Below are 24,991 nucleotides of genomic sequence, written 5' to 3'. Positions count from 1 at the left end.
GAGTCTTCGGGGTCCCCTTCACGCGGCAGGCGGCGCCCCCCAGGGGGCCTCCCGCTCCAACTGGGCGGCGAGCGCGAGCAGCACGCCCTCACCACCGAGTGGAGCGGCGAACTGGACGCCCAGCGGCATGCCCTCCCCGTCGTGGCCGAAGGGAACGGACATGGCCGGCATCCCGGTCACGTTGTAGACGCTGGTGAAGGCGGAGTAGACGGACGCGTGCCGGTAGATCGACTCCGGGGCGGTGGTGTCGAGGGTGCCGAGCGGCGGGGTGGGCTGCGCCAGGGTCGGGCTGAGCAGGACGTCGAACCGGTCGAACGCCGCGCCGACCTCCCAGCCGATCTCCTGAACGCGGCGCAGCGCCCGGCTGACGTCGGCGGCGGGCAGGGCGCGGTAGGTGTCGTACACGACCCGGGTGAAGGGCTCGATGTCGTCGTCGGCCAGGGGCCGGCCGAGTTCGGCGAGCCGGGCGTCGACCTGGGCGACCAGGTCGGCCCCCATCAGGGCCCCGGACGTGCGGCCCACGTCGGCGGGACGGTAGCGGGCGGTGGTCTCGACGACGTCGTGGCCGAGCCGTTCGCACAGCAGGGCGGCGGCACGCACCGCCCCCGCACAGTCCGGGTGGACGTCGGGGCCGTCCGGCAGGGCGGTGTACAGGCCGATCCGCAGCCGCCCGGGGCCCCGGCGGGCCAGTTCGGCGAACGGCGCGGCCGGGGCCGGTGCCGCGTAAGCGTCCCCGGGCATGGGGCCGGAGATGACGTCGAGGAGCAGGGCGCTGTCCCGGACGGTCGTGGTGACGGCGTGGTGGCCGGAGACCAGGCCCGACAGAGTGGTGGGACGGGGCGCCGGCGAGACGCGGCCCCGGCTCGGCTTGAGGCCGAACAGGCCGCAGGCCGCGGCCGGGATGCGGATCGAGCCGCCGCCGTCGCTGGCGTGGGCGACCGGCACCAGTCCGGCCGCCACGGCGGCCGCCGAGCCGCCGCTGGAGCCGCCCGTCGAGCGGGTGGTGTTCCAGGGGTTGCGGGTGGGGCCGAAGAGGACCGGTTCCGTCGAGGCGTTGAAGCCCAGTTCGGCGGTGTTGGTGGTGCCGAGGACGACGGCTCCGGCGCGCCGGTAGCGGGCCACCAGTTCGCTGTCGCGCCGGGCGGTGACGTCGGCGAAGAGACGGCTGCCGCCCGTCGCCGGCAGCCCCTCCACCTCGGTGCCGAGGTCCTTGACCAGCACGGGGACACCGTGCAGCGGGCCTTCCGGCAGACCGGCCGCCACCTCGGCCAGCGCGGCGTCGAAGCGGCGGTGGACCACCGCGTTGAGGCGGGGGTTGTGCTCCTCGACGCGGGCGATGGCCTGCTCGGTGACCGTACGGGCGTCGGTGTCGCCGTCCCTGACGGCGGCGGCCGTCGCGACGGCGTCCGGGCCCCTCACGCCACGTACCCGGCGGGCTTGCCCCAGGTCTCGCGGCGGGTGGTGCCCCGGTCGACGAGCACACAGCGGGTGCCGGTGAAGTTGGTCGGCATGCACTTGTTGCAGTGGATGCACAGCGACGGGGTGGTGGCGTCCTCGCGGATCCGGTTCACGAGGTCGGGCTCGCGCAGCAGGGACCTGGCCATGGCCACGTACTCGAATCCCTCACGCATCGCGAGGTCCATGGCCGGCTTGTCCGTGATACCGCCGAGCAGGATCATCGGGAGCTTCACGGCGGCGCGGATCTGACGCGCGTCCTCCAGGAGGTAGGCGTCCCGGTAGGGATAGCTGTGCAGCAGGCGCTTGCCGACCAGTTTCACCCCGAGCTTGATCGGCTGCGGCATGATCGCGGCGAAGTCCTTGAGCGGGGCATCGCCCTTGAACAGGTACATCGGGTTGAGGAGGGAACTGCCCGCCGTCATCTCCAGGGCATCGACGGTGCCGTCCTGTTCGAGCCACTGCGTCACGGGAATGGCCTCGTCGAGCCAGAAACCCCCGGGGACCCCGTCGTCCATGTTCATCTTGGCGATGACGGCGATCCTGCCGCCGACCGCGTCGTGGACGGCCCGCATGATCTCCCGGGCGAACCGGGCCCGGTTCTCCAGGCTGCCGCCGTACCGGTCGGTGCGGTGGTTGACCTTGGGGCTGAGGAAGGAACTGGCCAGGTAGTTGTGGCCCAGGTGGACCTCGACGGCGTCGAACCCCGCCTCGATGGCGCGTCGCGCGGCCTCGGCGTGCGCCTCGGTGATGCGCCGGAGGTCGTCGATGGACGCCTCCTGCGCCCAGCTGAGCGTGGTGGCGTGGAAGTGCCTGGACGGGGAGAGGGCGGGGGCGCCGTTGCCCTTGGGGTTGGCGACGGGCCCGCCGTGGCCGATCTGCGCGGAGATCGCGGCACCCTCGGCGTGCACGGCGTCGGTGAGGACGCGCAGTCCCGGCATCGCCTCGTCGGTCCAGTGGATCTGGTGCCGGTCGGTGCGCCCCTCCTTCGCGACGGCGCAGTAGGCGACGGTCGTCATGCCGACGCCGCCCCGCGCGTAGGCGACGTGGAAGTCCACGAGGTCCTGGGTCACCAGGGACTTGTGGCTGAGTCCCTCGTAGGTCGCCGCCTTGATGACGCGGTTACGGAGCTTGAGCGGGCCCAGCTGGGCGGGGGACAGGACTTCGGGTGTCTCGGTGGGGGTCACGCGTGGTTCCTCTCGGTTATACGTGGTGACAGGCGACCTGGTGGCCGGGACGGATGTCCCTGAGCGGTGGCTCGGCCTCGGAGCACAGGTCGGTGGCCAGCGGACAGCGGGTGCGGAAGCGGCAGCCCGACGGCGGGTCCAGGGGCGACGGGAGTTCGGCGGCCGGACCGTCGGGCGCGGCCTGCTCCTCGACGGCGCCCTGACCGCGCTGGGCCTCGGGGAGCGAGGCGAGGAGAAGCCGTGTGTACGGGTGGACGGCCTCGTCCTGCATGCCGTCGGACGGCAGTACCTCGCAGGTCTTTCCGAGGTACATCACCATCACGCGGTCGCTGATGTTCTTCACCACGGACACGTCGTGGGCGATGAAGACCATGCTCAGTCCGCGCCGCTGCGTCGCCGTCTCCAGCAGGTTGAGGATCTGGGCCTGTACGGAGACGTCGAGGCTGGAGACGGGTTCGTCGCAGATCAGCACCTCGGGGTCCAGGAGCAGGGCGCGGGCGATACAGACCCGCTGGCACTGGCCGCCGGAGAGTTCGTGCGGCCTGCGGTCGCGCACGGTCGCCGGGTCGAGGCCGACGTCGCGCAGGGCCGCGTCGATCCGGGTGTCCTTGTCGCGGGGGTCGTCGCCGCTCTTCCAGATCGACCGGCCCTCCCACACCAGGTCCTTGACCTTGCGGCGGGGGTTCAGGGCGGAGACCGGGTCCTGCATGATGATCTGCATCCGGGCGCGGGCCCGGCGCAGCTCCGCGGGGGCGAGGCCGGTGAGGGTCACCTCGSCGAGGCGTACGGTCCCCGAGTCCGGGGGCGGCAGCTGGATCAGGGAGCGGCCGACGGTGGACTTCCCGCAGCCGGACTCGCCGAGGATGCCCAGGGTTTCGCCCGCCGCGACCTCCAGACCTACACCGGAGACGGCGTGCACCTTGCGGCCCCGGCCGGCCGGGTACTCGACGACGAGGTTCTCCGCGGTGAGCGCGGGCGGGGGTGGGGGCGGGCCCGCGGTGGTGGGTGTGGTCGTCATACGGGGGCCTTCACCGGGCGCGAACTGCGGCCTGCCACACCGGCGCAGGATCCGGTCAACCAGCCGATGATCCGGCACTGGGCCGMGGCCGGCGCGGGCCGGAATCTCAGGGTGCGCCAGCGCTGGGTGGCGACCGTCTCCCCGTGCTCATCGGTGTAGGTCTTCAGAGTGGTGACGAACCGTCCGGTGCCGAGCCCGGTCCGCTTCTCCGCCGAGACCGACTCGACGGTCTCGCGGACGGCGATGTGGTCCCCCGGCGTCAGCTCCCGCAGGAACGTGAACTCGGAGTCGGTGGCCACCACGGAGGTGTAGCCGCCCTCGTCGAGGAGAGCGACGAGCTCGTCGAAGCCGTCCGGATCCCCGGGGCGCGGGGCGGCCGTGGCCGCGTATCCGCGCATCGTCCAGGCCTGGACCATCGACGCGGGTGCGACGACCCCCTCGCGGCCGGTGGCGCGGGCCGCTTCGGCGTCGGTGTACACCGGATTGGTGTCCCCCATCGCCTCGGCCCAGTGCCGGATCATCGGCTGGTTGACCGGATCCTGCGCCGGTGTGGCAGGCCGCAGTTCGCGCCCGGTGAAGGCCCGCAGCCGCTCCTCGTACTCCTGCTGACCGTCGTCCCCGGTCATGCGCCACGCCCCTTGCGCGGCAGCCCGAGTCCCTGGGTCGCGACCATGTCGCGCAGGATCTCGTTGACGCCGCCGCCGAAGGTGTTCACGATGCCCTGCCGGGAGAGCTGCTCGACCTGCCCGGCGAGGGCGGCGCCCGGCGACTCGGGCCGGATGCGGCCGGCGGCGCCGAGGATCTGGGTCAGCCCGCGCTGGACGGCGATATGGGTCTCGGTCCCGTAGGCCTTGGCGGCTCCCGCGTCGGCTCCGGTGAGGGCGTCGCGGGCGACGGCGGACGTCATCTTCCAGTTCATCAGCCGCATCGCCTCCAGCCGGGCATACGTGCGCGCGAACTCCTGCCGCACCCACGGGATGTCGGCCGTGCCGTTCTCCCGGGCCCATGCGAGGACCCGTTCCCACAGCTGGATCATGCGGCCGCCGAGCGCGGCGAGGCCGATGCGTTCGTGGTTCAGCTGGGCGGTGATCAGCCGCCATCCGCCGTCCACGTCGCCGACCACGTCGGTGGCGGGGACGCGCACCCCGCCGTAGTACGTCGCGGTGACGACCATGCCGCCGACGGTCCGGATGGGGCTCCAGGAGAAGCCGGCGTCGGAGGTGGGCACGATCAGGATGGAGATGCCCTTGTGCTTGGGGGCGTCCGGGTCGGTGCGGGCGGCGAGCCACACGTAGTCGGCGGTGTTGGCGCCACTGGTGAAGATCTTGCTGCCGTCGACGACGTACGTGTCGCCGTCCCGGACCGCGCGAGTGGTCAGCGAGGCGAGATCGGTGCCCGCCGCGGGCTCGGTGTAGCCGATCGCGAAGACGATGTCGCCGGAGAGGATGCCGGGCAGGAACCGCTTGCGGTGCTCCTCGGAGCCGTACGCCATCAGGGTCGGGCCGACGGTGTTGACCGTGACGAACGGGAAGGGCAGACCGGCCCGTTGGACCTCGTCGAAGAAGACGTACTGGTCCTCCACCGACCGGCCCTGTCCGCCGTACTCGGTGGGCCAGCCGATGCCGAGCCAGCCGTCGGAACCGAGCCGCTTGACGACCTCCCGGAAGCGGTCGCCGCCCACGCCCTCCTCGCCGACGCGACGGCGTTCGTCCTCGGGCATCAGGCCCGCGAAGTACGCCCGCAGTTCCCGCCGCAGCTCCTGGTGCGCGGCGCTCTCGCGCAGTTGCATGTGTGGTTCTCCTCGCTCGGTGCCGCTGAAGCCTGTCGCCGCGTCAGGGAAGGAATCGGGCACGCCCGTTGGCCAGGAACTCCGCCCGCAGCGCGGCCTTGTCCTCGTCGGTCATCGGCGCGTACGCGGGCCGGCCCCGGCCCGCCCAGCGGTACACCGGGTCATCGGTGCGCCAGCCGTCGAGCTGCATCTCCTTCTTGCGCAGCTTGTTGGAGCCGGTGGTCGGCAGTGCGTGGGAGACACGGACGAAGCGGGGGGCTCCCTTGGTGCCGAGGTCCTCCTGGCGCTCCAGGAAGCCGGGCAGGTCCAGGTCCTCGAAGCGGGCGTCCTCGGCGATCTCGACGGCGGCCATCACCTGGTCGCCGGAGCGCGGGTCGGGCACGCCGAACACTCCGGCGGCCATGACACCGGGGTGCCTGCGCAGGATGCGTTCGGTGAGCAGGGCCGAGATGTTCTCACCGTCGACGCGGATCCAGTCTCCGGAGCGGCCCGCGAAGTAGAAGTAGCCGGCCTCGTCCACGTATCCGAGGTCGCCGGTCCAGTACCAGCCGTGCCGGACGCGTTCGGCGTTCGCGGCCTCGTTGTTGTAGTAGCCCTCGAACCGGGCGGCGCCCTCGGTGTCGACGATCTCCCCGATGGCCTCCTCCGGGTTGCGCACCCGGCCGTAGGCGTCCAGTACGGCGGGCGGGCAGGTGGTCCGGTCCGTGGGGTGCACGATCCGCACGCCGTCCCGGGCCGGCATGCCGAGCGCACCCGTGGGCGCGTCGGGGACCCGCTTGAGCATGCCGGCGCCCTCGCTGGAGCCGTAGCCCTCGACGAGCCGGCAGCCGAAGCGCTCCAGGAAGCGGGCCGCGTCCTCCGGGGAGGCCTCGGTCCCGAAGGCGTGGGTGAGCCGGTTGTCGGCGTCGGCCGGGGTCTCCGGGCGGGCCAGGATGTAGCCGATCGCCTTGCCGACGTAGGTGAAGAAGGTGGCCCCGAAGTGGGTCACGTCGGGGAGGAACCCGGAGGCGGAGAACTTGCGGGTGAGAGCGATCGTGGCGCCCGCACTGAGTGCGGGAGCCCACAGCGCCATCAGCGCGTTGCCGTGGAAGAGCGGCATCGGGCAGTAGCAGGTGTCCTCGCGGGTGATGTCGTACTTGGCGCTGTTGGAGGCGCCGAGCGCGGCGAGCCGGCCCTGTGAGCAGAGCGCCGCCTTGGACGTGCCGGTCGTGCCGGAGGTCAGGAGCAGCAGCATCCGTGTGGCGGCGGTGACCTCGGGGTCCGGGGCGGGCAGGCGGGGGTGCGCGGCGAGGCGCTCGCCGTACTCCGGGGCGTCGACGACGAGGAAGCGGTCCGGGTCGACGCCGATGTCCAGTCCGTCGAGCAGGGCGGCGCCCGCCCGGTCCGTGATGATCACCTGGCAGTCGGTGTGCCGCACCTCCCGTGCCAGTTCGGCGCCGCGGCGGGTGGGGTTGATGCCGACGACGGCCGCGCCCGCGAGGGCCGCGGCGCCCAGCCAGAAGACGTACTCGGGTTCGTTGTCCAGGAGCACGCCGATGTGGAACGGTCCGTCGGTCCGCAGTTTCCGGGCCCAGGCGGCACGGGCGGCGCTCTCCTCGACGACCTCGCCCCAGGTCCAGGACCGTTCACGGGTCAGCAGGCCCGGGTGGTCGTCCCCGGCCCTGGCGAGCAGCAGGTCGGCAATCGTCTCGTGTGGCAACGTCGGTCCCTCTCACCCGGTGGCCGGGTCTGCCGGTGTCGGTACGGGGGCGGGTCGCGCGGCGCGGACCCGCGGTGGGGGCGGCGCGTCCCGTGGTGGCCGCGGCGCGTCTCGTGGTGATCGTGGCGCCCGGCGTGGCGACGCTAGCCGCGGGCGGGACGGCCCGGTCCGGGCCGTCCCGCTGACCGGGAGGGACCTTCCCGTCCGGTCAGTCGAAGTTGGCCTGGCCCCCGTCGAGGGGCACGGTCGCGCCCGTCAGATAGCGGGCGTCCGGGCCGCACAGCATCACCACGGCGCGCCCGATGTCCTGTTCGCAGTCGCCCACGTACCCGAGCGGGATGGACGCGCAGAACTCCGCGGCCTCCTCCGGGTGGGCGGCCTGCCAGCCCGCGTAGGCGGGCGAGACGGCGTGCGGGGCGATCGCGTTGACCCGGATGCCGTCGCGGCCCCATTCGTTGGCGGCGGTCCTGGTCAGCGAGCGCAGCGCGGACTTGGCCGCCGCGTAGGCCCCGTACGTGCTCAGGTCCCAGCGGACCATGGCGGACGTGACGAGGTTGATGACCGAGCCGCCGCCGTCGCGCTTCAGATACGGATGCGCGGCCTTCATGAAGGCGAACGCCGCGAACGGGGCGCTGTTGAAGCCCCGTTGGAACTCCTCGTCGCTGAGCGAGAGGAGGGGTCCGTAGCAGCCGGAGTAGGCGTTGTTGACCAGGATGTCGAGGGAGCCGAAGCGCTCGGCGATGTCCTCCACCACGGACGGGATACGTTCTGTTTCGAGTACGTCGAGGACGAACGGCTCGGCCCTCGCGCCCCGTTCGCGCAGCAGTTCACAGGTCGTGTCCAGCTTCGCCGCGGTCCGCCCGAGGACGGCCACCGAGACTCCTTCGGAGGCGAGGGCCAGGGCGATGCCCTGGCCGACGCCCTGTCCGGCGCCGGTGACGACCGCTACTTTCCCTTCGAGATTTCCCATGACGCGATCCTCCTCAACTCGGCCTGGGCAGCTGCTTGTTGATGAACAGACCTTCGGCGGTGACGCACGTGCGGCCGCCGGCCCGGATCTCACCGACCGTACGGATCCGCGAGCCCTCCACCGAGACCTGGCGCCCGACGACCGTCAGCGGCTCGAACAGCGGGGTGGGCCGCAGATAGCGCAGGGTCAGTTCCGCGGTCATCCCGGACGGGCCGCCCCAGTGGTTGGCCACCCCCAGCGTGTGGTCGAGGAGCAGCGCCGAGATCCCGCCGTGCACATGGCCGGGCGGGCCCTGGTAGGGCAGGTCGAGTGTGACGACGCCTTCGACGGAGCCGTCCTCCTTGCCGTGCAGGTGCAGCGGTGGTGCGAGGGCGTTCTCGGGGCCGGTGACGGGGTCGTGCCGGGTGACGCCCTCGCCTCGCCACATCTCGGCGAGGCGGTCCTCCATGGAGGGCGCCGTCGCGGTGAGCCCGTCGGCCACGGCGTCGAGGCGGGCGGCGATCTCGTTCATGTCGGCGCCGGTGCCGTCGCCCGCGCGCAGCAGGGCGGCGACCACCCGGCGGGCCGCGGCCACCGCCATGTCGACGCCGTCCTTGTGCGGTTCGGCGACCAGACGGGGACCGGTGACCGGTGCGGTGTCCTCGTCGCGGGGGTTGCTCATGCCGTCACGGTCGAGGGACTCGCTCACGCCGTCACCGTCAAGGGACTTGCTCATGCCGTCACCGTCGCCGTGGCGTGGGTGAGCACGGGCGCGGCGTCGCGCTCGGGGCAGCCGGCGTGCAGCACGAGACCCTGCCTGCCGTCACCGTCCGGCTCCTCACGCCATACGGAGGTGGCGAGGGACTCGCCGGGGACAAGGGGGCCGGCGAAGCGCACGGTCAGGGCGGTGAGGCGGGTGACGTCGCCGTCGAGGAGGCCGTCGACGAGCGCCTTGCAGACGAGGCCGTAGGAGGCGAGCCCGTGCAGGATCGGCCGGTCGAAGCCGGCCGCCCGCGCGAAGTCCGGGTCGGCGTGGAGCGGGTTGAGGTCACCGTTGAGCCGGTACCACAGGGCCTGCTGGGGCCTGGTGGTGGCGGTGAGCACGGTGTCGGCGGGGCGGTCCGGCGCCGCCCACTCCTCCGCCGGGCCCGGCTCTCCGCCGAAGCCGCCCTCGCCGCGCGCCCAGATGCGGGTGGTGGACGTCCACAGCGGGTCGCCGTCGGGGCCCGTGGCGGCCGACTCCAGGACGATGAGGGCGGCCTTGCCCTTGTCCCACAGCTCGGCGACGCGCGAGGTGAGCGTGGCGGTGCCCGAGACCGGCAGCGGCCGGTGGACCGTGAGGCCCTGGCCGGCGTGGAGCACGGCCCTCAGGTCGATGTCGATGCCGGGCAGGTGGAAGCCCGGCGGGTCCGCCTCGCCGGCCGAGATGCCGGAGCCGGCCACCATCGCGAAGGTGGGCAGCACGCCGAGACCGTTCTCGTAGGTGAGGTGCAGTTCGGGCCCGGTGGCCGCGTCGGCWCCGGCGCCGAGGCTCAGGTGGTACAGGAGCACATCACGGGTGGTCCAGTGGATCTCGCGGACGGACGGGTCCGCGGTGAGCGCCTTGTCGCGGTCGATGGACATGGTCAGCCCTTCTCGGTGGGTTCGGGGTCACGGGGCAGGCCGAGCATGCGCTCGCCGATGATGTTCAGCTGGATCTCCGTCGTACCGCCGGCGATGGACAGGCAGCGGGCGTTGAGGAACTGCCAGGTGGCGTCGAGGCGTTCGCCCTCGCCGGTGAGCGCCGCGGTGCCCTGCCAGTCCATGCAGGTCTCCCAGACCCGCTGCTGGTGTTCGACGCCGAGCAGCTTGGCGACGGACGCCTCGGCGCCGGGCTGCTGCCCGGAGACGGTGCGCAGGGTGGTGCGCAGGGCGAGGACGCCACCGGTCTGGGCGTCGCAGAGGTGGCCGCCGAGCGTGCTGAGCTGTTCGTCGTCGAGGCCGTCCGATGCGGCGGCGATCTCCAGCAGGGCCTCGGCGCCGGWGCCGACCGAGTCGTGGGAGAGGGCGACGCGTTCGTTGGCGAGCGTGGTCCGGGCGAGCTTCCAGCCGGCGCCCGGGGCGCCGACGAGCAGCTCGTCGGGGATGAACACCCCGTCGAGGAAGACCTCGTTGAACTCTGCGTCGCCGGTGATCTGCCGCAGCGGCCGGATGTCGATCCCGGGGGCCGTCATGTCGAGGAGGAAGTAGGAGATGCCCTTGTGCTTGGGTACGTCGGCGTCGGTACGGGCGAGCAGGACGCCCCAGTCGGCGAGGTGGGCCATGGACGACCACACCTTCTGCCCGGTGACCCGCCAGCCGCCGTCCACCTTCTCGGCGCGGGTGGTGAGTCCGGCGAGGTCGGATCCCGCGCCCGGTTCGCTGAACAGCTGGCACCAGACGATGTCGCCGCGCAGGCTCGGCGCGAGAAAGCGTTCCTGCTGAACCGCGTCGCCGTGGGCGATGATCGTGGGTACCACCCAGCCGCCGATGATCATGTCGACGGGGGCGAGGGCGGCTGCCCGGAGCTCCTCGGCGATGACGAGCTGGTCCACCGGTCCCGCACCCTTGCCCCAGGGGGCCGGCAGGTGGGGCGCGGTGTAGCCGTGGTCGGCGAGGTGGTCGAGGCGGTCCTTGCCGTCCAGGGCCGCGGCGTGCCGCAGTTCGGCGCGGATGTCCTCGCGTACGGCTTCGGCCTCGGCCGGCAGCTCCACGCTCAGGGTGCGGCGGGTGCCGTCCAGGGTGAGGCGGGCGACGCGGCGCCGCCAGGCGGCGGCCGGTCCCAGCGCGATCCGGAGGGTCTGGGCGCGGCGCAGCGCGAGGTGCGCGTCGTGCTCCCAGGTGAAGCCGATGCCGCCGAGCACCTGGATGCAGTCCTTGGCGACGGAGAATCCCGCGTCGACTGCGACCACCGCGGCGACCGCGGCGGCCAGCGAGGCCTCCGCGCGCTCCACGGCATCGTGCGCGCGGGCGGCGTCCCAGGCCGAGGCGCGGGCCTGTTCGGCCTGCGCGAGCATGCGGGCGCAGCGGTGCTTGACGCCCTGGAACTGGCCGATGCGCCGGCCGAACTGCTCCCGTACGCCTGCGTACTGCGCGGCGGTGCTCACGCAGCGGTCGGCGAGGCCGGCGGATTCCGCGGCGAAGAGCGTGGCGGCGAGGTCCCGCGGCACGCGGGGGTCGAGGTCCAGCAGGTCGACGGCGGGGACCGGCACCGACCGTACGGTCACCCGGGACGAGCGGCGGGTGAGGTCGTGACTGCGGACGTCGGTGGTTTCCGCGGCGGCGCGGGGCAGCACCAGCCAGGTGGTGCGGCCCTCGTCGGACGCGGGCAGCACGAACACGTCGGCGAGCTGCCCGCCGATGACGAGCTCCGAGGTCCCGGTGACGGTGACGGTGCCGTCGGCGGCGCGGGTCAGGGCGAGGGTGCCGGGCGCGAGTCCTACCGCGCCGAGGGTGGCGCCGGCGGCGAGCGCGGCGAGGTGCGTCCGGTGTCCGGCGGCGTTCAGGACGGCCGAGGCGAGCGTCGTCGGCAGGAAGGGACCGGGTGCTGTCGCCCGGCCCAGCTCCTCGGTGACGACGGCGAGTTCGACGAGCCCGTATCCGGCGCCGCCGTCCTCCTCCGGCAGATGCAGCCCGAGCAGGCCCTGGTCGGCCAGGCCGCTCCAGTGGGCGGGCAGGGTCTCCTTGTCGGCGTCGGCCGCCGCTCGGAGGGTGTCCTCGGTGATGTGCCGGCCGGCGAAGGCGCGTACGGCGTCGCGCAGGTCGAGGTGCTCCTGGGTGAGTCCGATGGTCATGGCGCGCCCCTCAGATGCGTTCGATGACGGTGGCGGTCGCGTGCGCTCCACCGGCGCACATGGTGATCAGCGCGGTGGACTTCCCGGTCCGCTCCAGTTCGTACAGGGCCTGGGTGATGAGCCGGGCCCCGGTGGAGCCGACGGCGTGACCGAGCGCGATGGCGCCGCCGTTGACGTTGACCTTGTCCATGTCCGCCTTGTGGACCTGGGCCCAGGACAGGACGACGGAGGCGAAGGCCTCGTTGATCTCGACGAGGTCGATGTCGGCGAGGCTCATTCCGGCGGCGCTCAGGACGCGCTCGGTCGCGGCCACGGGTCCGTCGAGGTGGTAGTACGGGTCGGAGCCGACCATGGCCGAGGCCACGATCCGGGCGCGGGGGCGCAGCCCTTCGCGGGCGGCGCGCTCCCTGCTCATGAGCAGGACGGCGGCGGCGCCGTCGCTGATCTGGGAGGAGTTGCCGGCGGTGTGGATGCCGTCGGGGAGTACGGGCCGCAGGGCGGCCAGCGCCTCGGGGGTGGTGTCGCGCAGGCCTTGGTCGCGGCTGACGCGTGCGGTCTCGCCGGTGGGTCCCTCGGCTCCCATGACGGGTGCCTGGATGTCGAGGATCTGCCCGTCGAAGCGGCCCTCGGCCCAGGCACGGGCCGCCTTCTGCTGGGAGGCGAGACCGAGGGCGTCCGCGTCGGCCCGGGTGATGCCACGGTTACGGGCGATGCGCTCGGCGGCGGTGAACTGGTCGGGCATGTCCAGCGTCCAGCTCTCCGGGGCCGGGGAGCCGTTGTCCGGGGTGAGCGCGGCGCCGAGGAAGACCCGGCTCATGGACTCGACACCGCAGCCGATGCCGGCCTCGATGGCGCCGGAGGCGATCAGGCCCGCGACCAGGTGCACCGCCTGCTGGGACGATCCGCAGGCGCAGTCGATCGAGGTGCAGGCGGTGGTGTACGGCAGTCCGGCGTGCAGCCAGGCGTTGCGGGTGACGTTGTTGGACTGCTCACCGGCCTGGGTGACACAGCCGCCGATGACCTGTTCCACGGTCTCGGGGGCGACACCGGCCCGCTCCAGCAGCCCCTTCTGGGCGAGCCCGAGGAGCTCCGCCGGGTGGAGTCCGGACAGGACTCCGCGGCGCCGGCCGACCGGTGTCCGGGCGGCTTCGACGATGACGGCCTCGGTCATGGCTCTCCAAAAGGGGTGAGGGGCCCGGGGGTCCGGGACGCTGGAGACCAAAACTAGAATTCGTTCTCGAAACAGGCAAGGGTCAGTCCCGCTCAGTGGCCTCACGCATCCCGGACGTCAGATGTGGGACCCGCCGTCGGCCCTGAGCTCGGCCCCGGTGAGATAGGCGGCGTCCCGCGAAGCGGCGAAGGCGATCACCCCGGCGATCTGCTCGGGCCGCGCGGCGCCGAACGGTGCGCGGATCCGCGCGTAGTACGAGGTGTCGAGGTCCGGCGGCAGCACGTGCGGCCCGACCAGGGGCGTGGCGACGGTGCCGGGCGACACGGGCACGACCCGGATGCCGCGGTGGGCGACCTCGGCGGCCAGGGACAACGAGAAGCCGAGGACCGCGCCCTTGGAGGCGGCGTACGCGGTCATGTACGGGTTCCCGTGCGCCGCCGCCGACGACGCCACGTTGACGACGACCCCGGAGCCGTCCGGCAGATGACGCAGCGCCTCCCGGCAGAACAGCGCCGTACCCACCGTGTTGACCGCGAAGAGCCGCTCCATGTCGGCCACCGTCAGGCGGTCGATCGGAGTCGTCCGGTGGATCCCCGCCACGTTGACCAGGACGTCGATGCCGCCGAGGTCTTCGGCCGCGGCCCGTACGCTCTCGACGACCGCGTCCTCGTCGGCGACGTCGGCGACCCTGGTCACGATCCTCCCCGGCCCGTTCGCCGCGGCTGCGGTGTCCGCCAGTCCTTCACGCGACAGGTCGACGGCGAACACGGCCGCGCCTTCGGACACCAGGCGCAGCGTGGTCGCCCGCCCGATGCCCGATCCCGCCCCGGTGAGCAGGACCTTCGCGCCGTCGAATCGGTTCATCACGGGCTCCTTGGCTGTGTCGTGCGGTGAAGGGACCGGCGGACCGTACTGGCGGCCCGCAGCACCGCGGAGCCCCCGTCCCACCGACCGGGACCGGACCGCCGGCCGCCTCAGAAGCACCGGTTCCGGTCAGTGGGACTCCTCCGGCCGGGCACCGGCGAGCGGGCCTACCGTCCGGGAACCTGGAAACCATGCGTCCTTAAGGGGATGAGAGAACGTGAGCGCAGTCGAGTCAGGACCCGACGACGTCAGGGCCATCGAAGCCGCAGCGGCTCCCACGCGCTTCGCGCGCGGCTGGCACTGCCTTGGCCTCTCGGAGAAGTACCGGGACGGAAAGCCGCACTCGGTCCGGGCGTTCGGCCAGAAGCTCGTGGTGTTCCAGACGGGCGACGGCACCCTCAGCGTGCTGGACGCCTACTGCCGGCACATGGGCGGTGACCTCTCACAGGGCACCGTCAAGGGCGACGAGGTCGCCTGCCCGTTCCACGACTGGCGCTGGGGCGGTGACGGCCGCTGCAAGCAGATCCCGTACTCCAAGCGGGTTCCGCTGCGGGCCCGCACGGCGTCCTGGCCCACGCTGGACCAGGACGGCATGCTCTTCGTCTGGAACGACCCCGAGGGCAATCCCCCGCCCGCCGACGTGGTCATCCCCCGGATCGAGGGCGCGACCAGCGACGACTGGACCGACTGGCTCTGGTACGAGACCACCATCGACGCCAACTGCCGCGAAGTCGTGGACAACGTGGTGGACATGGCCCACTTCTTCTACGTCCACTACTCCTTCCCGACGTTCTTCAAGAACGTCTTCGAGGGTCACACCGCGACCCAGCACATGCGCGCGACCGGCCGCCCGGACGCCCGCCCCCAGGAGCAGGGCGACAAGCCGAAGACCACCGGCAGCGACTCGCTGGCCGCGTACCACGGGCCGTCCTTCATGATCGACGACCTGACGTACCACTACGAGACCGGTGACCAGCAATCTGTGCTGATCAACTGTCACTACCCGGTCGATGCGAACCGGTTCGTGCTCCAGTACGGCATCATCGTCAAGCGCTCGCCCTCGATGGAGGGCAACGCGGCCGACGAACTCGCATCAGGTATGGCCCAGTTCATCAAGCTCGGATTCGAGCAGGACATCCAGATCTGGCAGAACAAGGCCCGCATCGACAACCCGCTGCTGTGCGAGGAGGACGGGCCCGTCTACCAACTGCGCCGCTGGTACGAGCAGTTCTACGTGGACGTGGCCGACGTCAGGCCGGAGATGACCGACCGGTTCGAGTTCGAGCTGGACACGACGCGGCCCGTCGAGGCGTGGCAGAAGGAGGTCGAGGCCAACCTCGCCCGCAAAGCCGCCGCCGCCGAGGGCCGGCCGGTCTGATGCGGGTCGACAACCGCCTCGCCGACGGCGTGCCGATGCGGCCCCTGGCGTGCGACCGGTGCGCGGCGCAGGTGCTCGTACGCAAGAGCAGCTGGCAGCAGACGAGTGTGCAGTGGAACAGCGGCGCGACGGCCCTCTGCGCGGAGCGCGAGGGGGCCGGACCGGCCTTCGAGGGATGCGGGTCACTGCGTGACACGATCCGCGAGGCCGCGCTGCGGGGCACGATCGAGCTCGTGGACGACGCGAGGCACGGGCAGGCACTCGGCGGCTGAACCGAAAGCGGACCGGAGAAGGCCGGGTACGGCGTACCCGGCCTTCTCCGTGCCCGTGCTCCGTGCTCAGGCGCCGCCACCGGCGGCTGCCACACCCGCCCGCCGCCCGAAGAACGTGCCGTCGCCGAGCGAGGTGCCGCTGACGTATCCCTCGCCGTGGATGCCGGAGGCGGCCCGTCCCGCGGCGTACAGTCCGGGGACCGGATCGCCGGACACGTCGAGCACCTCCCCGTCCACGGTGGTGTGCAGCCCGCCCAGGGTGAACCCCGCGGCGCCCGTCCCGGCGCCCGCGGCCGGCCGCCCGCCCCGGTGGAAACCGGCCCGCGGATCGACCGCCGCGAACGGGCCCTTCAAGGGCCTCAGCCAGCGCGGGTCCTTGTGGAAGTAGGGGTCCCGGCCCTGCGCCGCATGCGTGTTGTACGTGCCGACCGTGGACTCCAGGGCGCCCTGTGGCATCCCGAGTTCGGCCTCCAGCTCCGCCAGGGTCTCCGTGACGAACCGGGGCACCGCACCCCAGCGCTCCGCCTCCGGAATCGACTCGTAACCCTCCTCGTCGATGATCACCCAGTAGGGGGCGGGCTGCGTCAGCACGGCGGCCACGCTGAACAGGCCGGGGTACACGTCCTCGTTGATGAAGCGCTGCCCGTGGGCGTTGACCAGCATGCCCCGGGTGACCATCGCCGGCAGCGCGGTCAGCGCCAGTTCGACCACACCCATCCGCCGGGTGGCGGCACCGAGGGCGGCGGCCATCCGGATGCCGCTGCCGTCGTCGAGACCGTCGCTGACCTTGTCGTGGCCGATGAGGTGCGGGGCGTGGTCGGCGAGCATCTCCTCGTTGTCGGCGAAACCGCCGGTGGTCAGCACGACGCCCTTGCGGGCCCGGAAGGCGAGGTCCCGGCCGTGCCGGCGTGCGGTGACCCCGACGACCCGGCCGCCGGCGTCCACGATCAGTGCCGTGGCCAGGGTGTCGGCCTGTACGGCGGCCCCCGCGTCCTCGGCCGCGGCGACCAGTTTCTCCATCACCAGCCAGCCGCCGAAGGCGTCGGTCGCGCAGCGGTGGCCGCGCGGCGCCGGGCGGGCGATCTCGTTGTACGGCCAGGCGTTCTCGCCCAGCCACATCAGCCCGTCCTTGGTGGTCGGCATCCAGGTCGGCGCGTCCCACAGGGTCGGTTCGAAGGTCAGCCCCCGGTCCACGAACCACTGGAAGTGCGCGGCACTGCCCTCGCAGTACAGGCGCAGCTTCTCCTGGTCGGCGTGCGGCCCGAGCGCGGCGTCCAGGTAGGCGAACATGTCCTCCGCGGTGTCCTCGAAACCGCACGCCTGCTGCACCGGGGTCCCGCCACCCAGGTACAGCTCGCCGCCGGACAGCGCGGAGGACCCGCCGGGGCCCCCGGCCCGTTCCAGTACGAGGACGTCGGCACCCGCCGCCGCGGCCTCGTACGCCGCGGCGGCTCCGGCGCATCCGAAGCCGACGACCAGTACGTCGGTCTCCGCGTCGTAGGAGCCGACGGTTGCGGCGGGCACCGGTGTCACCGGCCGGGTGGCTCTCATGCGGTCGTCCCGGGCGGGGTGAACGCCGCCAGGGGCTCGGAGCCGGACCAGTCGTGGCCCCAGTAGCTGTCGGCGGTGATCTCCTCGGCGGTGTAGTGCGCCTCGTCGACGCGCATCCCGTCGTATCCGTACTCGAGGTCCCAGCCGCCCGGCGCGCGCACGTAGAACGACACCATCTTGTCGTTGGTGTGCCGGCCCAGCGTCGAGGACAGCGAGAAGCCCTGCTTGCCCACGTTGTCGAGGGCGCGGCCGACCGCGTCCAGGCTGTCGACCTCGACCATCAGGTGCACGAGGCCGGGCGCCTCGCCGTGCGGGGCGGGGCAGACGGCGAGGCTGTGGTGGCGTTCGTTGACCCCCATGAAGCGCACCCGGCGCGGTGACCCGCCGCCGAGCCGCATCGAACCGCGGGGCAGGAAGCCGAGCACCTCGGTGTAGAAGGCGATCGTCTCGTCGGGGCTGGTGGTGGGCAGGACGATGTGTCCCATGCCCTGACCGCCGGTGACGAACCGCTGGCCGAGCTTGGTCACCACGGGGCTGTGGTCGAGGATCGGCGCGAAGAACACCTCGACGGGCACACCGGCCGGGTCCTCGAAGCTGATGCCCTGCTCGACGCCCCGGTCGTCGGCCTCCTCACGGCTGAGCGGCTTCACTCCCGTACCGGACGCCTCGACGGCGCGGCCGACGGCGGCGAGCGCGAACTGGTCCCGTACCTCCCAGCCGACCGACAGCACCCGGTCGGTGTCGCCGGGCAGGACGACGAGCCGGGAGCGGCGCTCGTCCATGCGCAGGTACAGGCCATCGGGGTCCGGCCCGGATCCTTCGGCGAAGCCGAGGGCGTCCACGGCGAGTTCGCGCCAGCGCCCGATGTCGGTGGACTGGACCCGGAGATAGCCGAGTCCGCGGATCTGTGTCATGGGTGTTCCTCTCTGAACCGGTCTGCGGTCGGTCGAAGACGTCAGATCATCGAGCGCATCGGGCCCTGCGGCGGCTCGACGCCGATCTCGGTGAGCGCCGAGGCGTGGAAGACGGATCCCGGCACATGGATGGCGTGCGTGAGACCCACGTGCGCGTCGCGCCAGAAGCGCTGGATCGGGTTGTCCAGCCGCATGGCGTTGCCGCCGGAGCGGGCGACGATCTCGTCGACGGCGCGGACGGCCCGCCAGGCGGCGGCCGCCTGGGTGCGCCGGCCGACGGCCCGGCGCTCGAAGCTGATCTCCTGCCCGGCCTCGACCGCGTCGTGGAGCCGGCAGATGTTGTCCAGCAGCGCCGAACGGGCCGCCGCGATCTCGGCCGCCGCCTCGCTGATGGCGTACAGGACGTACGGGTCGTCCTTCACGGCCTGGCCGGTGATCTGCACTCTGCCCCGCTGGTAGTCGAGGTGGTGGGCGAGAGCGCCCTCGCAGATGCCGATCACGGCGGCGGTGATGCCGAGCGGGAAGGCGGCCGAGAACGGCAGCCGGTAGGCGGGGTTGGTCAGCCCCGACTCGGCGGCCAGCGAGCCGTCCACGACCTTGTTGTACTCGATGACGCGGTAGTCGGGGACGAAGGCGTCCTTGACGATGACGTCCTTGCTGCCGGTGCCCCGCAGCCCGACGACGTCCCAGGAGTCCTCGACGATCTCGTAGTCGACGCGGGGCAGGATGACGTGCACGGACCGCGGGGGGTTGATCCGGTTGCCGTCGGCGTCGGCGAGGAAGCCGCCGAGGAAGATCCAGCGGCAGTGGTCGGTGCCGGAGGAGAACTGCCAGCGGCCGTTGAAGACGTAGCCGCCGTCGACGGGCCGCAGCAGGCCCATCGGCGCGTACGGGGAGGCGATCCAGGTGTCGGGGTCCTCGCCCCAGATCTCCTCCTGGACCCGGGGGTCGGCCATCGCCATCTCCCACGGGTGGACACCCACGACACCGGTGACCCAGCCCGTCGCCCCGTCCAGCGCGGCGATCCTCATGACCGTCTCGGCGAACTCGCGCGGATGCAGTTCGAGGCCGCCGTACGTCTTCGGCTGGAGCATGCGCATGGCCCCGACGTCGCGCAGGATCTTCGCGGCCTGGTCGTCGAGCCGGCCGAGCGCCTCGTTGGCGGGTCCGAGCGCGCGGATCTCGTCGGCGCGTGCCTCGACAGCTTCGAGTACGGGATTGGACATGGCTGTTCTCACTTCCCCGAGGAGTGCTGTGCGGTCGCGGAGCGGTTCTTCGCCGCGAGGGCGACCGCGATCTCGATGAGCTGGTCCTCCTGGCCCCCGACGAGCTTGCGGCGGCCCGCCTCCATGAGGATCTCGGCGCCGGAGACCTGGTAAGTGGCTGCCTGGCGGGCGGCGTGCTTCAGGAAGCTGGAGTAGACCCCCGCGTAGCCCATCGTCAGCGACAGCCGGTCGAGCAGGCATTCGCCGTCCATGACGGGCCGGACGACGTCCTCGGCCGCGTCGATGATCTTGAGTACGTCGATGCCGGTACGGATGCCCAGCTTCTCGGCGACGGCCGCGAACCCCTCGACGGGGGTGTTGCCTGCGCCCGCGCCGAAGCGGCGGGTGGATCCGTCGATCTGCTTGGCCCCGGCGCGGACGGCGAGAACCGAGTTGGCGACGCCGAGGCCGAGGTTCTCGTGGCCGTGGAAACCGACCTGGGCGTCGTCGCCGAGCTCGGCGACCAGGGCGGCGATCCGGTCGCTGGTCTGCTCCATGATGAGGGCGCCGGCGGAGTCGACGACGTACACGCACTGACAGCCCGCGTCCGCCATGATGCGGGCCTGCCGGGCCAGCACCTCCGGCGGCTGACTGTGCGACATCATGAGGAACCCGACGGTCTCCAGGCCCAGTTCGCGCGCGAGACCGAAGTGCTGGACGGAGATGTCGGCCTCGGTGCAGTGGGTGGCGATCCGGCAGATCGCGGCGCCGTTGTCCGCGGCCTCGCGGATGTCGTCCTGGAGGCCGAGGCCGGGCAGCATCAGGAAGGCGATCTTCGCCCGGCGGGCGGTCTTCACCGCGGCCTTGATGAGCTCCTGCTCCGGGGTGTGGCTGAAGCCGTAGTTGAAGGAGGACCCGCCGAGGCCGTCGCCGTGCGTGACCTCGATGACGGGCACGCCCGCGTCGTCGAGCGCGCCGACGATGGAGGTGACGTGGCCGACGGTGAACTGGTGCTGCTTGGCGTGCGATCCGTCCCTGAGGGACGAGTCGGTGACCCGGATGTCCAGGTCGGAGCTGTAGGGCATGGCTCGTGTACTCCTCGGTGAGCGGCGGTCAGGAGCCGGCGCGGCGGGCGGTGATCCGCTGGGCGAAGCCCTCGCCGACCCTGGTGGCGGCGGCGGTCATGATGTCGAGGTTTCCGGAGTACGGCGGCAGGAAGTCGCCCGCGCCCTCCACCTCGATGAAGACCGCGACGCGGGCGAGCCCGCCGCTGACCGCGGTCGGACCGTCGAACTGCGGCTCGGCCCGCAGCCGGTAGCCGGGGACGTACCCGGCCACCTTGGCGACGGTCTCCCGGATCGACGCGGTGACGGCGTCCCGGTCGGCGTCGGCGGCGATCGCGCAGAAGACGGTGTCCTGCATCAGCATCGGCGGGTCGGCCGGGTTGAGGATGATGATGGCCTTGCCCTTGGCGGCGCCGCCGATCGTCTCGATGCCCCGGCTGGTGGTGAGGGTGAACTCGTCGATGTTGGCGCGGGTTCCGGGCCCGGCGGACGGCGAGGCGACGCTCGCGACGATCTCCGCGTAGGCCACCTCGGTGACCCGGGAGACGGCGTGCACGATCGGGATGGTGGCCTGGCCGCCGCAGGTGATGAGGGAGACGTTCGGTGCGTCGAGGTGGTCGCCGAGGTTGACAGCCGGTACGACCGCCGGGCCGATCGCGGCGGGCGTCAGGTCGATGGCCTGGATGCCGAGTCCGGCGTACTTGGGGGCGTTGGCCCGGTGGACGTACGCGGACGTGGCCTCGAAGACCAGGTCCGGCCGGTCCTCTCCGGCCAGCAGCGCGTCGACGCCGTCGGCGCTCGCGTGCAGGCCGTGGTCGGCGGCGCGCTTGAGGCCGGGGCTCTGCTCGTCGATGCCGATCATCCAGCGCGGCTCGATGTCGGGCGAGCGCAGGAGTTTGTACATCAGGTCGGTGCCGATATTGCCGGATCCGACGATCGCGGCGGTCGCCTTGGTCACGGTTCGAACCTCATCCGGGTCGAGTGGGAACGGAGAACAGGTGCGGAAGGAGCGGCTCAGCCGTCGTAGGTGGCCTTCAGCCGGTCGCTGAGCGGGCGCGCCTGGCAGGCGAGGATCAGACCGTCGGCGAGGTCGGCGGCGTCCAGGACCTCGTTGCTTTCCATGGCCACCTCGCCCTCGGTGAGCACGCACGCGCAGGCGCTGCAACTGCCCTCCCGGCAGGAGTAGGGCGCGTCGAGTCCGGCGGCGAGCAGGACGTCGAGCAGAGGGGTGTTCCGGGGCCAGTCGACGGTGTGGCTCACCCCGTCCAGCTCCACCTCGGCCGTGCTGACGGGCCCGGCGGTGACCGGCTCCGGTACGGGGTCGCGTTCCGCGAACGGGTCGCCGGTCAGTGAGGTGAAGCGCTCCACGGTGATCCGGTCGGCCGGCAGGCCCAGGTCGGCGAGCGCACCGGACGCCAGGTCCATGAAAGGGCCGGGCCCGCACACGAAGGCGGGGCGCCCGGCGTACGGGCGGGCCAGCGCGCGCAGGCCGGATCCGGTGGGCCGGCCCTGGACGGACTCGAGCCAGTGCAGAACGGTGAGCCGGTCGCCGTACTCCCTTGCCAGGTCGGCCAGTTCGTCGCGGAAGATGACGGACTGCTCGTCGCGGTTGGCGTAGAGGAGGGTGACCGCGCCGGTTCCCGCGTGCAGCGCGGAGGCGAGGATCGACATCACGGGGGTGATGCCGCTGCCCGCGGCCAGGAGCAGGAAGTCGCCGTCGAGCGAGTCCGGGGTGAAGGTGCCCGCGGGCCGCAGCACCTCCAGGGTGTCGCCTTCGGTGACGTGGTCGCAGATCCAGTGCGAGGCGTACCCGCCCGCCGTGCGCTTGACGGTCACCTTCAGATGCTCGTCGCGCACCGGGGAACTGCACAGCGAATAGCAGCGGGCCGCTCCGCCCGGCCGCTCCGAGGGCACCCGGACGGTGAGGAACTGGCCGGGCCGGTACGTGAACCGGGCCCGCTCCCCGTCCGCCGGCTCCAGGACCAGCGAGTGCGCGTCGGCCGTCTCCCGGATCACCTTGACCACGCGCACGGTCAGCGGCGCCGGGCTCATGGGGCGCCTCCGGCGGCCCCGGCCCCCGTGCGGGTGACGGCGGCCGCGTGCCGGGCCGCGAGGTAGCCGAACACGATGGCGGGGCCGATGGTGGCGCCGGGTCCGGCGTACTCGTTGCCCATGACGGCCGCGGAGGTGTTGCCCGTGGCGTACAGGCCGGCGACGGCCGAGCCGTCCTCGCGCAGCACCCGGCTGTTCTCGTCGCAGACGAGGCCGCCCTTGGTACCGAGGTCGCCGACCTCGATGCGGATCGCGTAGTAGGGGGCCTTGACGATCTCGTCGAGGTTGGGATTCTTCATCGTCGGGTCGCCGTAGTAGCGGTCGTAGGCGCTGTCGCCGCGGCCGAAGTCGGTGTCCTTTCCGGTACGGGCGAAGCCGTTGAACCGTTCGACGGTCTCGGTGAGGGCGTCAGCCGGGACGTCGATGCTCCGGGCGAGGCCGGCGATGGTGTCCGAGCGGTGCACGGTGCCGTTCTCGTAGAAAGCCTTGGGGAAGGGCATGCCGGGGAGGATCTGCGCGAACGGGTACCGGGCGCGGGCCTTGGCGTCCATGACGAACCAGGCGGTGGTGTGCCCGCCTTGGAGCTGGTCGTGGACGAAGTTGACGTACGGGGACGACTCGTTGGTGAACCGTCTTCCGTCGGAGGAGACGATGACCGACGGCGGGATGCAGCGCTCGGAGACCAGCGGAATCGTCGCTCCGGAGGGGTGGTGCACGGAAGGCATCCACCAGGCGTCGTCCATGAAGTCGAGCGCGGCGCCGAGTGCCTGGCCGGCGAGGATGCCGTCGCCGACGTTCTCGACGGCTCCGGCGCTGTGGTTGTCACGGCCGCCCTCGGGCAGGTACTTCTCGCGCATCTCCCGGTTGTGGTCGAACCCGCCGGTGGCGAGGAGCACGCCGCGCCGGGCGCCGACGCGTACGGCCTTGCCGTCACGGGTGACGACGACGCCGGTGACCCTGCCGTGCGCGTCGGTGACGAGTTCGGTCATCGGGCTGCGCAGCCACACCGGTACGCCGGCTTCCTTGAGCGCCATCCGCATCCGCGCCACGAGCGCCCGGCCACCGGTCGCCATGTGGCGCCGGCGGACCATGTTGGACGAGACGCGCCAGGCGGCGATCACGGAGGCCCAGCGTCCGCGCCAGGTCCGCTTGACCATGGCGAGGTCGCGGTAGTCCTTGGCGGTGATCCAGAGTCCGAGCGGGCCCTTGAGGCTGTTGGGCCGCTGGTGCTTCTCGTCCTCGCCGAGATTACGGGTGTCGAAGGGCAGCGCCTCGACGGACCGGCCGCGCGGGCGGCCCCCGTCGTACTCGGGGTGGTAGTCGGCGTAGCCCTTGACCCAGAAGAACCGCATCCAGCGGCTCTTCTCCAGCAGCTCCATCGCGGCGGGCCCCTGGTCGACGAAGGCGTCGAGGCGGGCGGCGGGGACCCGGTCCTCGGTGAGCAGGTCGAGGTAGCGGCGCACGGACGCGCGGCTGTCGTCGTGTCCCCTGGCCTTCAGAGTGGGGTTGTTGGGGATCCAGATGCCGCCTCCTGAGATGCCGGTCGTTCCTCCGTACATCGCCCCCTTCTCGACGACGACGGTGCTCAGTCCGCTGTCGGCGGCGGTCAGGGCGGCGGCCATGCCGCCTCCGCCGCTGCCGACGACGACGAAATCGAACTCCTCGTCCCAGGCGCCCCGGGCCGCGGCGCTCATGCCGCGTCCTCGCGGGTAAGGAAGGCGAGGACCGCGCTCTCCCAGGCGGCCTTCTGTTCGATCATCACCCAGTGCCCGCAGTCCGGGAACACGTGCAGTTCCGCGTCGGGGATGGTGCGCATCGGCACGATCGACATATCGACGGGGCTGACCCGGTCGTCGCGTCCCCAGGTGAGCAGGGTCTTCGCGCGGAGCCGGTGGAGCATGGCCCAGTAGGGCGCCTCGTCGGACGCGGCGGCCGCGGCGGACCGTGCCGCGAACGCCTCGCTGCCGTACATCAGGCGGGCACTGGCGAGCGTGTCCGGGTCGGTGGCCTGCGCCCACCGCTCCTCGATGAGCTCCTCGGTCACCAGGGAACGGTCGTACACCATCGAGTTCAGCCAGCGGACCAGGCCCTCGCGGGACGGCGCGTCGGTGAACTCGGAGAGCAGCTTGATGCCTTCGCCGGGCCCGGGGCTGAACAGGTTCCGGCCGATTCCGCCGATCGTCACGAGGCGGCGCACCCGGTCGGGGTGGGCGAGCGCGAACTGCGTGCCGATGATGCCGCCCATCGAGTTGCCGATGATGTCGGCCTGCCGGAGCCCGAGTCCGTCGAGGAACCGGGTCACGGACGAGGCGGCCGTCGCCATGGGGTGGCCGTCGGCCGGGTCGCTGACCCCGAAGCCGGGGAACTCCAGGACCAGGCAGCGGAAGTGCTCGGCGAACACCCCGAGGTTGTGCCGGTAGTTGCGCCAGCCGGTGACCCCCGGGCCGGATCCGTGCAACAACAGCAGGGGCGGGCCGTCCCCGGCCTCGTGGTAGCGCAACACGCCTTGATCGGTGGCGAGTTCACGCAGTGTGGAGTCATGGCTCAGCGCCGTCATCATCCCTGCCTCGGTTGACCTCTGTGTCCGGTGGACCCGGTGTGCCGGCCGGGA

22 protein-coding genes are annotated in these 24,991 nt (G+C 72.2%); 2 read left to right on the top strand and 20 right to left on the bottom strand.

Annotation, left to right across the window (positions count from 1 at the left end; all coding sequences use genetic code 11):
- Positions 1-18: 18 nt before the first annotated feature.
- The 12 genes from EAO72_RS00400 to EAO72_RS00345 form a co-directional block, all read right to left on the bottom strand.
- Entirely contained in the window at positions 19-1,419 is a 1,401-nt protein-coding gene (locus EAO72_RS00400; protein WP_148015160.1) for an amidase, read from the bottom strand.
- Positions 1,416-2,642, bottom strand: coding sequence for an NADH:flavin oxidoreductase (locus tag EAO72_RS00395; RefSeq protein ID WP_148015159.1), 1,227 nt, complete (start codon positions 2,640-2,642; stop codon positions 1,416-1,418). Before EAO72_RS00395 ends, EAO72_RS00400 begins: the two co-directional genes overlap by 4 nt.
- Before the next feature lie 16 nt (positions 2,643-2,658).
- The gene (locus EAO72_RS00390) at positions 2,659-3,660 is read right to left on the bottom strand and encodes an oligopeptide/dipeptide ABC transporter ATP-binding protein (protein ID WP_148015158.1); all 1,002 of its coding nucleotides are present in this window, start codon (positions 3,658-3,660) and stop codon (positions 2,659-2,661) included.
- Positions 3,657-4,286: a MaoC family dehydratase N-terminal domain-containing protein gene (locus tag EAO72_RS00385; RefSeq protein WP_261991250.1), complete on the bottom strand. Its 630-nt coding sequence runs from the start codon at positions 4,284-4,286 to the stop codon at positions 3,657-3,659. Before EAO72_RS00385 ends, EAO72_RS00390 begins: the two co-directional genes overlap by 4 nt.
- Complete coding sequence (locus tag EAO72_RS00380; protein WP_148015157.1) at positions 4,283-5,449, bottom strand: acyl-CoA dehydrogenase family protein; 1,167 nt, start codon at positions 5,447-5,449, stop codon at positions 4,283-4,285. Before EAO72_RS00380 ends, EAO72_RS00385 begins: the two co-directional genes overlap by 4 nt.
- A 43-nt stretch (positions 5,450-5,492) precedes the next feature.
- Positions 5,493-7,148, bottom strand: a complete 1,656-nt coding sequence (gene casI / locus EAO72_RS00375) for a steroid-22-oyl-CoA synthetase (protein ID WP_148015156.1) — start codon at positions 7,146-7,148, stop codon at positions 5,493-5,495.
- 208 nt (positions 7,149-7,356) lie between these two features.
- On the bottom strand, positions 7,357-8,118 hold the full coding sequence (locus EAO72_RS00370; protein WP_148015155.1) for an SDR family NAD(P)-dependent oxidoreductase: 762 nt from the start codon (positions 8,116-8,118) through the stop codon (positions 7,357-7,359).
- Between the two features lie 13 nt (positions 8,119-8,131).
- Positions 8,132-8,833 carry a PaaI family thioesterase gene (locus tag EAO72_RS00365; protein WP_261991249.1) on the bottom strand — a complete coding sequence of 234 codons (702 nt, stop codon included), beginning with the start codon at positions 8,831-8,833 and terminating at the stop codon, positions 8,132-8,134.
- Positions 8,830-9,720, bottom strand: a complete 891-nt coding sequence (locus tag EAO72_RS00360; RefSeq protein ID WP_148015154.1) for a MaoC/PaaZ C-terminal domain-containing protein — start codon at positions 9,718-9,720, stop codon at positions 8,830-8,832. Before EAO72_RS00360 ends, EAO72_RS00365 begins: the two co-directional genes overlap by 4 nt.
- A gap of 2 nt (positions 9,721-9,722) precedes the next feature.
- Complete coding sequence (locus tag EAO72_RS00355) at positions 9,723-11,909, bottom strand: acyl-CoA dehydrogenase (protein ID WP_148015153.1); 2,187 nt, start codon at positions 11,907-11,909, stop codon at positions 9,723-9,725.
- Between the two features lie 10 nt (positions 11,910-11,919).
- Positions 11,920-13,080 carry a steroid 3-ketoacyl-CoA thiolase gene (locus EAO72_RS00350; protein ID WP_148015152.1) on the bottom strand — a complete coding sequence of 387 codons (1,161 nt, stop codon included), beginning with the start codon at positions 13,078-13,080 and terminating at the stop codon, positions 11,920-11,922.
- Between the two features lie 117 nt (positions 13,081-13,197).
- On the bottom strand, positions 13,198-13,944 hold the full coding sequence (locus EAO72_RS00345; protein WP_148015151.1) for an SDR family NAD(P)-dependent oxidoreductase: 747 nt from the start codon (positions 13,942-13,944) through the stop codon (positions 13,198-13,200).
- Positions 13,945-14,161: 217 nt separating this feature from the next.
- Between EAO72_RS00345 and EAO72_RS00340 the strand changes: the two genes are divergently transcribed.
- Positions 14,162-15,322 (top strand): Rieske 2Fe-2S domain-containing protein, encoded by a 1,161-nt coding sequence (locus EAO72_RS00340; RefSeq protein WP_148015150.1) that lies wholly within the window; start codon positions 14,162-14,164, stop codon positions 15,320-15,322.
- Positions 15,322-15,594: a ferredoxin gene (locus tag EAO72_RS00335; RefSeq protein ID WP_261991248.1), complete on the top strand. Its 273-nt coding sequence runs from the start codon at positions 15,322-15,324 to the stop codon at positions 15,592-15,594. The genes EAO72_RS00340 and EAO72_RS00335 overlap by 1 nt, the downstream gene beginning before the upstream one ends.
- Positions 15,595-15,660: 66 nt before the next feature.
- Here the strand turns inward: EAO72_RS00335 and EAO72_RS00330 are convergent, their stop codons facing one another.
- From EAO72_RS00330 to EAO72_RS00295, 8 genes are all read right to left on the bottom strand, one after another.
- Complete coding sequence (locus EAO72_RS00330; RefSeq protein WP_148015149.1) at positions 15,661-17,145, bottom strand: FAD-dependent oxidoreductase; 1,485 nt, start codon at positions 17,143-17,145, stop codon at positions 15,661-15,663.
- Positions 17,142-18,059, bottom strand: a complete 918-nt coding sequence (locus tag EAO72_RS00325) for a VOC family protein (RefSeq protein WP_148015148.1) — start codon at positions 18,057-18,059, stop codon at positions 17,142-17,144. Before EAO72_RS00325 ends, EAO72_RS00330 begins: the two co-directional genes overlap by 4 nt.
- 41 nt (positions 18,060-18,100) lie before the next feature.
- Positions 18,101-19,285, bottom strand: a complete 1,185-nt coding sequence (locus EAO72_RS00320; RefSeq protein WP_148015147.1) for an acyl-CoA dehydrogenase family protein — start codon at positions 19,283-19,285, stop codon at positions 18,101-18,103.
- 8 nt (positions 19,286-19,293) lie between these two features.
- Entirely contained in the window at positions 19,294-20,349 is a 1,056-nt protein-coding gene (gene dmpG / locus EAO72_RS00315) for a 4-hydroxy-2-oxovalerate aldolase (RefSeq protein ID WP_148015146.1), read from the bottom strand.
- Between the two features lie 28 nt (positions 20,350-20,377).
- A complete protein-coding gene (locus tag EAO72_RS00310) occupies positions 20,378-21,232 on the bottom strand; it encodes an acetaldehyde dehydrogenase (acetylating) (protein ID WP_410089956.1) in 855 nt (284 codons plus the stop codon).
- A 110-nt stretch (positions 21,233-21,342) separates the two neighbouring features.
- Positions 21,343-22,380 (bottom strand): ferredoxin--NADP reductase, encoded by a 1,038-nt coding sequence (locus EAO72_RS00305; protein ID WP_148015144.1) that lies wholly within the window; start codon positions 22,378-22,380, stop codon positions 21,343-21,345.
- Positions 22,377-24,074: an FAD-binding protein gene (locus tag EAO72_RS00300; RefSeq protein ID WP_148015143.1), complete on the bottom strand. Its 1,698-nt coding sequence runs from the start codon at positions 24,072-24,074 to the stop codon at positions 22,377-22,379. Before EAO72_RS00300 ends, EAO72_RS00305 begins: the two co-directional genes overlap by 4 nt.
- Entirely contained in the window at positions 24,071-24,940 is an 870-nt protein-coding gene (locus EAO72_RS00295; RefSeq protein ID WP_148015142.1) for an alpha/beta fold hydrolase, read from the bottom strand. The genes EAO72_RS00300 and EAO72_RS00295 overlap by 4 nt, the downstream gene beginning before the upstream one ends.
- Positions 24,941-24,991 lie beyond the last annotated feature (51 nt).

This window comes from Streptomyces sp. OR43, from assembly GCF_008042275.1.
Taxonomy (GTDB): Bacteria; Actinomycetota; Actinomycetes; order Streptomycetales; family Streptomycetaceae; genus Streptomyces.
Note: the sequence above shows the minus strand (reverse complement) of the source record. Positions and strands in the feature narration are given on the sequence as shown.